This window comes from Cellulosimicrobium sp. RS (assembly GCF_046159675.1).
In the GTDB taxonomy this organism is placed as follows: Bacteria; Actinomycetota; Actinomycetes; order Actinomycetales; family Cellulomonadaceae; genus Cellulosimicrobium; species Cellulosimicrobium funkei.
In genome coordinates this window covers 1-11694 of the sequence record NZ_JBJXVU010000001.1, presented here as the reverse complement: position 1 = coordinate 11694, position 11694 = coordinate 1, and the positions used below count along the sequence as shown (strand labels likewise).

At 77.0% G+C, this 11694-nt stretch carries 11 protein-coding genes and 1 rRNA gene; 3 read left to right on the top strand and 9 right to left on the bottom strand.

The window, feature by feature from the left end:
* Window positions 1–3: 3 nt before the first annotated feature.
* The gene (gene tsaD, locus ACI769_RS00060) at window positions 4–1071 is read right to left on the bottom strand and encodes a tRNA (adenosine(37)-N6)-threonylcarbamoyltransferase complex transferase subunit TsaD (protein WP_409141022.1); all 1068 of its coding nucleotides are present in this window, start codon (window positions 1069–1071) and stop codon (window positions 4–6) included.
* Between the two features lie 101 nt (window positions 1072–1172).
* Here tsaD and ACI769_RS00055 point away from each other — a divergent pair, with 101 nt between their 5' ends.
* A complete protein-coding gene (locus ACI769_RS00055) occupies window positions 1173–1820 on the top strand; it encodes a malonic semialdehyde reductase (protein WP_021482305.1) in 648 nt (215 codons plus the stop codon).
* A gap of 103 nt (window positions 1821–1923) precedes the next feature.
* Here ACI769_RS00055 and ACI769_RS00050 read toward each other — a convergent pair whose 3' ends face one another.
* From ACI769_RS00050 to ACI769_RS00020, 7 genes are all read right to left on the bottom strand, one after another.
* Window positions 1924–2817: a sulfurtransferase gene (locus tag ACI769_RS00050; RefSeq protein WP_061268653.1), complete on the bottom strand. Its 894-nt coding sequence runs from the start codon at window positions 2815–2817 to the stop codon at window positions 1924–1926.
* A complete protein-coding gene (gene rimI, locus ACI769_RS00045; RefSeq protein WP_051028740.1) occupies window positions 2814–3353 on the bottom strand; it encodes a ribosomal protein S18-alanine N-acetyltransferase in 540 nt (179 codons plus the stop codon). Before rimI ends, ACI769_RS00050 begins: the two co-directional genes overlap by 4 nt.
* Complete coding sequence (gene tsaB, locus ACI769_RS00040; protein WP_085388388.1) at window positions 3350–4069, bottom strand: tRNA (adenosine(37)-N6)-threonylcarbamoyltransferase complex dimerization subunit type 1 TsaB; 720 nt, start codon at window positions 4067–4069, stop codon at window positions 3350–3352. The genes rimI and tsaB overlap by 4 nt, the downstream gene beginning before the upstream one ends.
* 46 nt (window positions 4070–4115) lie before the next feature.
* Window positions 4116–4613, bottom strand: coding sequence for a tRNA (adenosine(37)-N6)-threonylcarbamoyltransferase complex ATPase subunit type 1 TsaE (tsaE, locus tag ACI769_RS00035; RefSeq protein ID WP_061268667.1), 498 nt, complete (start codon window positions 4611–4613; stop codon window positions 4116–4118).
* A gap of 77 nt (window positions 4614–4690) precedes the next feature.
* Window positions 4691–5935, bottom strand: a complete 1245-nt coding sequence (gene alr, locus ACI769_RS00030) for an alanine racemase (protein WP_409141125.1) — start codon at window positions 5933–5935, stop codon at window positions 4691–4693.
* A gap of 205 nt (window positions 5936–6140) precedes the next feature.
* Window positions 6141–7049: a pseudouridine synthase gene (locus tag ACI769_RS00025; RefSeq protein ID WP_043660468.1), complete on the bottom strand. Its 909-nt coding sequence runs from the start codon at window positions 7047–7049 to the stop codon at window positions 6141–6143.
* Between the two features lie 219 nt (window positions 7050–7268).
* On the bottom strand, window positions 7269–9122 hold the full coding sequence (locus ACI769_RS00020; protein ID WP_409141021.1) for a bifunctional ADP-dependent NAD(P)H-hydrate dehydratase/NAD(P)H-hydrate epimerase: 1854 nt from the start codon (window positions 9120–9122) through the stop codon (window positions 7269–7271).
* A 147-nt stretch (window positions 9123–9269) separates the two neighbouring features.
* Between ACI769_RS00020 and ACI769_RS00015 the strand changes: the two genes are divergently transcribed.
* Window positions 9270–10319, top strand: a complete 1050-nt coding sequence (locus ACI769_RS00015; RefSeq protein WP_409141020.1) for a TIGR03560 family F420-dependent LLM class oxidoreductase — start codon at window positions 9270–9272, stop codon at window positions 10317–10319.
* A gap of 208 nt (window positions 10320–10527) precedes the next feature.
* Window positions 10528–11454 carry a hypothetical protein gene (locus ACI769_RS00010; protein ID WP_409141019.1) on the top strand — a complete coding sequence of 309 codons (927 nt, stop codon included), beginning with the start codon at window positions 10528–10530 and terminating at the stop codon, window positions 11452–11454.
* Between the two features lie 77 nt (window positions 11455–11531).
* Here the strand turns inward: ACI769_RS00010 and ACI769_RS00005 are convergent.
* Window positions 11532–11694: ribosomal RNA gene (locus ACI769_RS00005) — 16S ribosomal RNA — on the bottom strand; the annotation flags it as partial.

The window sequence follows — 11694 nt, the reverse complement described above, 5'->3', positions numbered from 1 at the left end:
CCGTCACACGTGCGTGACGGTGAGCGGCATCGACGAGTCGACGCCGATGTCCAGGCTCGACGGCGCGACGCCCGCCCGCACGACGGCCGAGCCGAGCGCGGCGATCATCGCCCCGTTGTCGGTGCAGTAGCGGATCGGCGGGATGCGCAGCTCGATGCCCGCCTCCGCGCAGCGCTCCGCGGCCATGTCGCGCAGCTGGGAGTTCGCGCTGAACCCGCCGCCGACGACGAGCGTCGAGACGCCGTGCCGCTCGCACGCGGCGATGGTCTTCGCGGTGAGCACGTCGGCGACGGACTCCGCGAAGGAGGCGGCGACGTCGTGCACGGGGATCTCCTCCCCCGCGTCCTGGCGGGCCTCGACCCAGCGCGCGACGGCCGTCTTGAGGCCGGAAAAGGAGAAGTCGTACGCGTGCTTCTCCTGGTCCTTGCGTGCGGTGAGGCCCCGCGGGAACCGGATCGCCGTGGGGTCGCCCTCGCGCGCGAGGCGGTCGATGTGCGGGCCGCCGGGGTACGGCAGGCCGAGCAGGCGCCCGACCTTGTCGAACGCCTCGCCCGCGGCGTCGTCGAGCGTCGAGCCGAGCTCGGTGACGGACGTCGCGACGTCGTCCACGAGCAGGAGCGAGCTGTGCCCGCCGGACACGACGAGCGCCATGACGCGCTCGGGGAACGCGCCGTGCACGAGCTCGTCGACGGCCGCGTGGCCGATGACGTGGTTCACGCCGTAGAGCGGCTTGCCGAGCGCGAGCGCGAGGGTCTTCGCGGCGGAGGCGCCGATGGTCAGCGGGCCGACGAGGCCCGGCCCGGCGGTCACAGCGATCGCGTCGACCTCGGAGAGGTCGACGTCGGCCGTGCCGAGCGTGCGCTCGAGCGTGGGGATCATCGCCTCGAGGTGGGCGCGCGACGCGACCTCGGGGATGATCCCGCCGTAGCGCGCGTGCTCGTCCATGGAGCTCGCGACCGTGTCGACGAGCAGCTCGCGACCGCGGACGAGCGCCACGCCCGTCTCGTCGCAGGACGTCTCGATGCCGAGCACCAGGGGCTCGCCGGAGCTCGCGGGAGCAGTGGGGACCATGGCGTCCAGGGTAGTCGCGCGCGGGGGCCGGACCGTCCGTGTCGCGCACGTCACACCGTCTGTTCGGAAGATGATCAAGGGTTCAACTGTTTGTCCCAGTCATGAGCACCGACACCCTCATCGAGTCCTCTGCCGCGCCGAGCGAGCAGGCCGACCAGCTCGCGATCGACGCGCAGGCCGCGGACCGCCTGTTCCGCGCGGCGCACACCACGCACGCGTTCTCGGACGAGCCCGTCACCGACGCGCAGATCCAGGCCGCCTGGGACCTCGTCCGCTGGGCGCCCACCGCGATGAACACCCTCCCGCTGCGGCTGCTCGTCGTCCGCACGCCCGAGGCGAAGCAGCGCCTCGGCGCGCACATGGCGGACTTCAACCGCGACAAGACGCTCGCCGCGCCGGTGACGATCGTCGCCGCCGCCGACCCGTCGTTCCACCAGCACCTCGGCACGCTCGCGCCGTTCCGCGAGGGCATCGCCGAGCAGCTCGACCCGCAGGCGGACCTGCGTGAGGGTATGGCCCGCACCAACGCCCTCATCCAGATCGGCTACCTCATCGTCGGGCTGCGCGCCGCCGGCCTGTCCGTGGGCCCCATGACGGGCTTCGACGCCGCCGGGATCGACGCCGAGTTCTTCGGCGAGTCCGGCTGGCGCACGCTGGTCGCGATCAACGTGGGCTACCCGGCCGACGAGGGCGCGCACTTCCCGCGCCAGGCGCGCCTCGACTTCCACCAGGTCGCCGAGGTCCTCTGAGCCCGTCCCGCACCGTCCGCGCCGAGGCGGCACCCCACCGGGGTGCCGCCTCGTCGCGTCCGGGGGCTGCGCGCGCTCCTCCGTCCGGGAGGCGCGGCGTGCGTCAGGTCGCGACGGGGCGGCCGGGGTCGTTCGACCACTGCGACCACGACCCCGCGTAGAGCGCCGCGTCGACGCCGAGCGTCGCGAGCGCGGCGACCTCGTGCGCGGCGGTGACGCCCGAGCCGCAGTACACCCCGACGGAACGGGACGCCGCGCTGTCCCCGGCGGCGCCCTCGGTCGTGCTCCCAGGCTGCGTGGCCACCCCGAGCGCGACGAAGCGCGCGCGGAGCGCCTCCGGGTCGAGGAACGTCCCGTCGGCGGCGAGGTTGCCCGTCGTCGGGGCGCTCACCGCGCCCGGGACGTGGCCGGCCCGCGGGTCGACGGGCTCGACCTCCCCGCGGTACCGCTCGCCCGCGCGCGCGTCGAGCAGCACGCCCGACGCCGCGAGCCCGGCCGCGCCGTCCGCGTCGAGCACCGGCATCCCGCCCGGGGAGACGACGACGTCGCCCGGCTCGGGCCGCACGTCGCCCTCCTCGGTCGGGTACCCCGCCGCGCGCCACGCGGGCAGGCCGCCGTCGAGGAGGCGGACGTCGTCGTGGCCCGCCCAGCGCAGCAGCCACCACGCGCGCGCGGCCGACGTGCCGCCCACGGCGTCGTACACGACGACGCCCCGGTCGGCGCGGACGCCCCAGCGCCGGGCCGCCGCCTGCAGGTCGCCCGCCTCCGGCAGCGGGTGGCGGCCCGCGGCGGGCGACGGCGGCGCCGCGAGCTCGGTCTCCAGGTCCACGTACACCGCGCCCGGCACGTGCGCGGCGCGGTGCTGCTCGCGCCCGTCGGTGACGCCCAGCGCCCACCGCACGTCGAGCACGACGGGCGGGCGGTCGCCCGCGAGCGCCGCGGCGAGGCCGCGCGCGTCGACGAGCACGCGGTCGCGCCGCGCGAGGTCGCCCGTCACGCGACCACGTCGGCGGACGCCGTCCCGTAGTCCGGCTCGTCGCGCGGCGGCGGGGCGCCCAGCTCGAGCCGCATCGTGTACGCGTCCACGTCCTCGGGCTGGTAGTACCGCTTGCGGATCCCCAGCTGCTCGAACCCGTGCTTCGCGTAGAGCCCGAGCGCCGCGTCGTTGTCGACGCGCACCTCGAGCAGCACGGCGCTCGCCCCGAGCTCGCGCGACCGCTCGACCAGCGCCTCCAGGAGCACCGAGCCCACGCCCTGGTGCTGGAACGCCGGGTCGACGCCGATGGTCATGACCTGGGTGACGTCGCCGTCGAACCACAGGCCCGCGTACCCGACGAGCGGCTGGGGCCCCGCGGCGTAGAGCCGCACGGGCTCGGCGGCGACGTACCACCGCCCGAACCCGGCGAGCTCGTCGGCGAGCATCCCGTAGGTCCACGCGCCGCGCCCGAACAGCTCACGCTCGAGCTCGACGACCCGGTCGAGGTCCGCGGCCTTGAGGGGCCGCAGCCGGATCTCGTACGACCGCGTGCTCATCGCGACCGCTCCGGCGACGCGTCGCTCACGCGCTTGCGCGCCGCGGCCTCCTGGACGTCGGGGCGGCGCAGGTACAGCGGCTCGGTCGGCTGCTCGAGCCCGGCCGCCCGGCGCGCGATCGCCAGGCGCGCGAGCACGGCGGCGTCGGGGACCTGCGGCGCGTCCTGCGCGACGTCGAGCGCGTCGGGGTAGAGCTCGGCGCCCTCCCCGACCACGACGGCGCCCGCCGCGTGCGTCGCGACGTCGGCGGCGGGGCCGACGTCGGGCCCCGCGACGGTCTCGAGCACGGGGACCGCGTGCGGCCCCTCGTGCGCGACGACGCGGTACCGCGCCCAGTAGACCTCGCGACGGCGGGCGTCGGTCGCGACGAGGAGCTCGTCGTCGGGCACGAGGCCGAGGTCGCTCACGGCCTGCGCGGCGACGGCGTCGAGGCTCGGGACGCCCAGCACGGGGACGCCGAGCGCGAAGCCCAGGGCCCGGGCGGTGACGAGCCCGACCCGCAGGCCGGTGAACGGCGCCGGGCCCGTCCCGACGGCGACGGCCGTGAGGTCGCGGCGGTCGACGCCCGCCTCGGCGAGCGCCGCCTCGACGAGCGGGGCGAGCGCCTCGGCGTGCCGGCGACGCTCGGGCGCGTCGCGGCGGGCGAGACGAGCGCCGTCGTCGGAGACGACGGCGACGGTGACGGAGGCGGAGGTGTCGAGCGCGAGAACAGCCACGGCTCCAGCCTACGGCCGGGAACGGGGCCGTCCTCGTCGCCGGGCGCTACCGGGTGAGCGCGGCGACGTCGAGACCGGCCCAGCGTGCCCCCACGCCGCGCACGGTCACGCGCCGCTCCCCCGCCTCGGGGGCGTCGTCGTCCGGGCCCTGCTCCGCGCCGACCCCGCCGCGCGGGCGCTCGAGCACGATCTCCAGGCGGTCGCCCGCGAGCGCCTCGACGAGGCCGCTGCCCCACTCGACGACCGTCACCGACTCGTCCAGGCTCGAGTCGAGGTCGAGCGCGTCGACCTCGTCGAGCGACCCCAGGCGGTACGCGTCCACGTGCACGAGGGCCGGGCCCCCGACGACGGACGGGTGCTCGCGCGCGACGATGAACGTCGGGGACGCGACCTGGCCGCGCACGCCGAGCCCCGCCCCGATCCCCTGCGTGAGCGTCGTCTTCCCCGCCCCGAGGTCGCCCGTGAGGATCACCAGGTCCCCCGCGCGCAGCACCGCGGCGAGGGCGCGGCCGAACGCGCGGGTCGCCTCGGCGTCGGGCAGCACGACGACGCCGCCCGGGGCGTCGTCGGACGCGGTCCCCCCGGCGGCGGGCGCCGGGGTCGAGTGGTTCGGGTCGTCGCTCACGCGCGGACCGTCCTTTCCGTGCTGTCGTGCGGGCTCGGGTCGCGCGCCAGGAGCGCCCGCGCGCCGTCGTCGAGCACGTGCGTCCCCACGTGCTCGCGCGGCACGCGCGCACCGAGGCGCGTCGTGATCTCGTAGCTGATGGTGCCCGCGGCCTGCGCCCAGTCCTCGGCCGTGGGGACCCCGCCGCGCGCCACGCCGTCGCCCGCGCCGAACAGCGTGACGACGTCGCCCGCGCGCTCGGTCGCGTCCGGGCCGAGGTCGAGCACGAGCTGGTCCATGCAGACCCGGCCCGCGACGCGCACGACGCGCCCGCCGGGCTCTCCCGGGCGGGCGCCGACGAGCACCGGCCCGCCCGGCGCGCCCGCGGGCCCGCCGCCCGACGCGTGGCGCGGGATCCCGTCGCCGTAGCCGAGCGGCACGACGCCGAGCGTCGTGTCCTGCGGCGTCGTGTAGTGGTGCGAGTAGGAGACGCCGTGACCGCCGGGCACGCGCTTGACCGTCGCGAGGCGCGCCTGGAGCGTCATCGCGGGGCGCAGTCCGAACCGCGACGGCGGCCCGAGCTGCGGCACGGGCGTCATCCCGTACGCGGCCAAGCCCGGGCGCACGAGGTCGTAGTGGGTGCGGGGGGCCGTGAGCGTCGCGGCGGAGTTCGCGAGGTGGCGCAGCTCCGGCACGACGCCCGCCCGCGCGGCCTCGCGCACGGCCTCGTCGAAGACGTCGGCCTGCGAGACGACGGTCGGGTGGCCGGGCTCGTCCGCGAACGCCAGGTGCGACCACATGCCGACGACGCGCACGGCACCCTCCGCCTCGGCGCGCGCCACGGCGTCGAGCACGTCGGGCAGGCCCGCGGGCATGATCCCGTTGCGGCCCAGGCCCGTGTCGACCGCGAGGTGCACCCGGGCGGTCCGGCCCGCGGCCCGCGCCGCGGCGACGACCTCGTCCACGGCCCAGCGCGCCGCGAGCGACACGTCGACGTCCGCCTCCACGAGGTCGCGCAGCGGCGCGCCCGGCGGGTACAGCCACGTGAGCACGCGCGCCCGGTCCGGGCCGACGCCCGCCGCCCGCAGCGCGAGCGCCTCGCCCGGCTGCGCCGTCCCGAGCCACGTCGCACCGCCCGCGAGCGCCCCGAGCGCGCTCGCGACGAGCCCGTGCCCGTACGCGTCCGCCTTGACCACGGCCATCACCTGGGACGACGGCGCGAGGTCCGCGAGCGCGCGCACGTTGTCGCGCACCGCCGCCAGGTCGACGACGGCGCGGGCCGGGTAGGCGCGGGGGTCCGGGCCGTCGGAGCCGCTCGCGCGGGACGTCGGGGCGGGGCCCGCGAGGGAGCCCGCCCGGGCGCCGGTCGGGACGGTGCCGAGAGCGCCGGCGGGTGTGCCGGGGTGTGTGCCGGGAGAGGTCGTGCGCTGGGTGTCGCTCACGGTCGTCGATTCTCTCACCCGCGCGTCACCACGCGGAGAGCGCGCGGTCCGTCGCGAAGCGGCGCTCGCGGCCCGTGAACGGGTCCGTGAACGCGAGCGACCGCGACACGAGCTGGAGCGGGCGCGAGTAGTCCTCGGGCGAGACGTCGTACGGCTCGGGGTAGAAGTTGTCGTGCACGATCGGCACGCCGAGCCGCGCCATGTGCAGGCGGAGCTGGTGCGTCCTGCCGCTGTGCGGCTCGAGCCGGTACCGCGCGAGCCCGCGCGCCGGGTCGGTCTCGACGACGTCGACGCGGCTCTCCGCGTTGGGCTCGCCGTCCACCTCCTCGGCCCGCATGACGCCGCGGCGCTTGACGATGCGGCTGCGCACGGTCGCGGGGAGGTCGAGCGACGGGTCCCACGGCGCGACCGCCTCGTAGGTCTTGCGCACCTCGCGGCGCGCGAAGAGCTCCTGGTACGCCCCGCGCACCTGCGGGCGCAGCGTGAGCAGCAGGACGCCCGCGGTCACGCGGTCGAGGCGGTGCGCCGGGCTGAGCTCGGGCAGGTCGAGGTCGCGGCGCAGCCGCACCAGCACCGACCGCGCGACGTACGCCCCGCGCGGGATGGTCGCGAGGAAGTGCGGCTTGTCGACGACCAGCAGGTCCCGGTCGCGGTGCAGCACGCGGACCTCGAACGGCACGTCCGGCTCGACGGGCGGGTCGCGGTAGAGGAACACGAACCCGCGCGGCTCGTACGGCGTGCGCGCGTCGACCGGGCGCCCGCGGCCGTCGACGACCTCACCCGCCGCGACCTTCTCCGCGAGGCGCGCGGCGTCGTCGGGGAAGCGGTGGCGCACGTAGTCGAGGGTGCGCGGGTACCGCGCGACGCTCTCGGCGTCGTGCGGCAGCACGAGGCGCGTGGGGTTGAGGCCGTCGCGCACGGGGAGGGGGACCACGCCCTCCACGGTACCGGCGGGGTGCCCGCGGTCGGTGCGGGTCGCGCGTGGGTGCGGTGGGGTGCGCAGGCGGTGCGGTCGCGCGCGGGCGCGACCGGCGTGGTCGGCGCGCGGGCGCAACCGGCGTGGTCGGTGCGCGGGCGCAACCGGCGTGGTCGGCGCGCGGTGGGGTGCGCCGTGGGCGCAGTCGGCCCATGGTGGGGTGCGCCGTGGGCGCGGTCAGCGCGCGGCGAGCAGCTCCGCGACGACGCCCGGGACCGCGTCCGCGACGTCGCGCGCCGCGACGGGACCGCCCGGGTTCGCGCGCTCGGCGGCGAGACCGTGCACGACGGCGGCCGCCGCGGCCAGCTGCGCAGCGAGGCCCGGCTCCCGCACGACGCGCTCCGCGTGCGCCGCGAGCAGCGTGCCGAGGATGCCGGCGAGGACGTCGCCCGCCCCGGCGGTCGCGAGCCACGCAGGCGCGTCCGCCTGCGACCACGCGCCCTCCGGCCCGACGACGACCGTCGCCGATCCCTTGAGCAGCACCGTCGCGCCGGTGGCCTCGTGCGCGCGGCGCGCCCACCGCAGCGGCTCGGCCTCGACGTCGGGACGCGTCACGTCGTCGCCACGCGCCCGCAGGAGGGTCGCGAGCTCCCCGGCGTGCGGGGTGAGCACGACCGACGGCGGGCAGCGGTCGGGCAGCAGGGACAGAGCGCCCGCGTCGACGACCGCGGGCACCCGCTCCGGCGTCGCCTCGGTGGTCGTCGCGTCGGTCGCCGTCGCGGCGGTCGCCGTCGCGGCGGCGAGCGCCGCCCGCGCGCGCTCGTGCTGCCCGCCGTCATCGACCGGGTCGTCGCCCGGGCCGGGGACCGCCGGGACGCCCGGGCCCAGCACCCAGGACTGGACGCGGCCCGCGGCGGGCACCACCTCGGGGCGGGCCGCGAGGACGGCGCGCGTGGCGTCGTCGGGCCCGCCGTAGCGCACCATGCCCGGACCCGTGCGGACGGCCGCGGTCGTGACGAGCACCGCCGCGCCCGGGAAGGTCGGCGTGCCCGCCACGACGCCGACGACGCCGCGCGTGTACTTGTGGTCGGTCGCGCCGGGCACGGACCAGAGGGCCGCGACGTCCGCCGGCTCGAGCCGACGCACGACCGGCGTCATGGTCCCCCGGTCCGGGGCGGGCGCGTCGGGGCCGGGTACGCCGGGGGCGGGCGCACCCGGGGCCGGTGCGCCAAGGCCGGGTGCGCCAAGGCCGGGTGCGCCAAGGCCGGGCGCGCCAAGGCCGGCTGCGTCAGCGCCGGGTGCATGGGGGCCGGGTGCGCCCAGGCGCAGCCCGATGTCGACGACCGCGCCGTGCCCCGCGAGGTGCGTCGCGGGCGGCAGGAGCAGCCCGGGCTTGGCGGCGCCGAACGTCACCGTGCGGTCGGCGCGCAGCACCGGGCCCGGCACCGTGCCGTCGTCGACGCCGATGCCGCTCGGCGCGTCCACCGCGACGACCCACGGCCGCCCGGGGCGTTCCGGACCGTGCGCGGGGCCGCCGTCGAGCACCGCGGTCAGCCGCTCCACGAGGTCGGCCGCGACCCCACGCAGCGCCCCGCGCGCGCCGATCCCGACGAGGCCGTCGAGCACGACGTCGGCGCGCGCCGCCTGGGCGGCGACCCGGTCCGCGACGTGCGGGTCGAGGTGGTCGCGCTGGCGGTCGCCGTGACCGTCGTCGTGCGCCGCGACGTCAGGGCTGCCGACGAGAACCTCGACGCGTCCGCCCGCGTCCCGGAGCGCCGCGAGACCGCCGGCGTGCGCGTGCTCGCCCGTGAGCACCGCCAGCACCTCGACGCCGCGGCGCGCGAGGTACGCGCCCGCGTGCAGCGTGTCCCCGCCGTTGTTGCCCGAGCCGACGAGCAGGACCGCCCGGGCGCCGGTGACGCGCCCGTCGCGGCGGCCGCCGTCGGGCAGGGCGACCGACCGGCGTCGGGCGAGGTCGCGCGCGACGACGGTGGCGAGCGCGAACGACGCCCGCTCCATGAGCGGGACGCCCGCGGCGAGCAGGGGCTCCTCGGCGGCGCGGACGTCGGCGACGGACCAGGCTTCGATCATGACCTCATCCTGCCCACCGGGCGCCGGGGCCGCCTGCGCGGCGCCCGCGCCGGGCCGGCCGGGGCGACGACCGCCGGGACGGCCGAGGGCTGAGACGGTCCCCGCGGGCGCGCTGCGGGCCGCGCGTACCCGCATAGGGTGACGAGCATGCGATTCGGACTCTTCATCCCGCAGGGCTGGCGCTACGACCTCGTCGACGTCGCGCCCGAGGACCACTGGAAGACCATGCTCTCCCTGCTCCACTACGCCGACAACGCGGCGGCGGGCGAGCCCCTGCCCGGCGGCGAGTTCGCGTGGGACGGCGTCTGGGTCTACGACCACTTCCACACGACCCCGACCCCGAGCACCGAGGCGACCCACGAGGCGTGGACGCTCATGGCGGCGTTCGCCGCGGCGTCGCAGCGCGTGCGCCTGGGCCAGATGTGCACGTGCATGGCGTACCGCGAGCCGACCTACCTCGCGAAGGTCGCCGCGACGGTCGACCACGTCTCGGGCGGCCGTCTCGAGATGGGCATCGGCGCGGGCTGGTACGAGCACGAGTGGCGCGCCTACGGGTACGGCTTCCCCAGCGCGGGCGAGCGCCTGCGCGCGCTCGACGAGGGCGTGCAGATCATGGCCCGCATGTGGCGCACGGGGTCGTCGGGCACGTTCGAGGGCCGGCGCTACCAGGTGGACGGCGCGCTGTGCTACCCGCAGCCGCTGCAGTGCGTGGCGGTCGACGGCGAGGGTGCCGTGCCGAGCATCCCCCTGTGGATCGCGGGCGGCGGCGAGAAGAAGACGCTGCGCATCGCGGCGGAGCACGCCCAGTACACGAACTTCGACGGCTCGCCGGAGGGCTTCGCCCACAAGTCCGCCGTGCTCGAGCAGCACTGCCGCGACCTGGGCCGCGACTTCGGGGAGATCACGCGGTCGGCCAACTACAACGTCGTCATCGGCGAGACCGAGCGGGACGTCGCGGACCGCCTTGCCCGGGTCGAGGAGCACGCGCGCCGGTACTTCCCCGAGAAGGCGGACGACAGCATCGCGTCGTGGCGGAACGGCCCCCTCGTGGGAACACCGGAGCAGATCGTCGAGACCCTCACGGCGCTGCGCGCCCAGGGCCTCGGCTACGCGATCGGCTACTTCCCCTTCGCCGCGACCGACCGCGACCAGCTCGAGCTCTTCCAGCGCCAGGTCATCCCGGCCCTGCAATCCTGACCCCCCTCCCCCTCCACCCTTCCGCCCCCCTCCCCGCGCGAGCAGGTGGTCTTGGTTCGTCCCGTCGACGGGACGAACCAGGACCGCCTGCTCGTCCGTCGTGGATCGCCTGGTCGACGCCGACCACAGGGTGGGCGGCGTGGGGTGTCGTCCACAGGCCGCGACGACGAGGCTGCGGTGGCGGCACGCGACCCGCTGAGATCGCGTCATGCACGCACGAACCGCCGTCCCCGCCGAGCTCCTCCGGATCGCGTCCCGGCAGGCAGAGCTGGTCACGACCGCGCAGGCCGGTGCGGCAGGACTGTCGCGAGGCGCGGTCCGCGGGCTCGTCGACCGGCGAGAGTGGCGCCGCGCCGCGATGAACGTCTACGAGGTCCGGTCGTCTGCCGTGACGAGCCTCGACGACCGACGACGTCGCGCAGCGCTCCTCGGACTGCTCGCCTACGGCGCGGACGCCGTCGCCGTCGGCGCCTGCGCCCTGGTGCTGCACGGCGTGGAGGGTCTGCCGCACCGGCTCACTCCCCAGGTCGCCCTCGACGAGGCGTCGCGCCGGCAGCACCGTGACGGTGTCCGCCTGCGCCAGTTCGACGACGGGATGCGCACGACGACGATCGACGGGTTCCGGGTCGCGACGCTCGACCGGGCGCTCGCCCAGGCCGTCCCGGAGCTTCCCCGCCCTCACGGGCTCGCCGTCCTCGACGCGGTCCAGCGCCTCCGGCTCCTGGCGCCCGACGAGCTCGCCCGCGCGCACGACCTCGCTCGCGGACGGCGAGGCATCGCCACCCGGCACGACCTCTGGGAGCTGTCGGACGGCCGAGCGGAGTCCCCGCTGGAGTCGTTCGCCCGCCTGGAGTGCATCGAGGAGGAGGTGCCACCGGACACCCTGCAGCTCCCCGTGCGGGACGAGACGGGCGCCGTGGTCGCTCGAGGTGACATGGGATGGCGGCGTCGCGGCGGTCGCTGGCTCGTCGCCGAGCTCGACGGCCGGGAGCACCACGACACCCCCGTCGCGGTCTTCACGGACCGTCGTCGCCAGAACCTCCTCACCGGCTCGGGCACCGTGGACCTCCTGCGCTTCACGTCACGCGACCTCGGCCGGGTCGCCGCGACCGTGCGCCGGCACCTCTCCGTCTGACGGGCACCTCACCGCCCGACGGCGGCACGCCACGGTCGACCACACCTCGCGCGGGACTGCTCGCGCGTCGAGCAGGCGATCCCCGTCTGCCGAACAGGTGGTCCTGGCGCGTCGGCGTCGTAAGACGAGCCAGCAATGCATCAGGCTTTCGCCCATTGTGCAATATTCCCCACTGCTGCCTCCCGTAGGAGTCTGGGCCGTGTCTCAGTCCCAGTGTGGCCGGTCGCCCTCTCAGGCCGG

Excerpts from the sequence above, each read along its gene's own strand:
- tsaD (WP_409141022.1), bottom strand. The coding sequence starts at position 1,071 with ATGGTCCCCACTGCTCCCGCGAGCTCCGGCGAGCCCCTGGTGCTCGGC.
- ACI769_RS00055 (WP_021482305.1), top strand. The coding sequence starts at position 1,173 with ATGAGCACCGACACCCTCATCGAGTCCTCTGCCGCGCCGAGCGAGCAG.
- rimI (WP_051028740.1), bottom strand. The coding sequence starts at position 3,353 with ATGAGCACGCGGTCGTACGAGATCCGGCTGCGGCCCCTCAAGGCCGCG.
- ACI769_RS00020 (WP_409141021.1), bottom strand. The coding sequence starts at position 9,122 with ATGATCGAAGCCTGGTCCGTCGCCGACGTCCGCGCCGCCGAGGAGCCC.
- ACI769_RS00015 (WP_409141020.1), top strand. The coding sequence starts at position 9,270 with ATGCGATTCGGACTCTTCATCCCGCAGGGCTGGCGCTACGACCTCGTC.
- ACI769_RS00010 (WP_409141019.1), top strand. The coding sequence starts at position 10,528 with ATGCACGCACGAACCGCCGTCCCCGCCGAGCTCCTCCGGATCGCGTCC.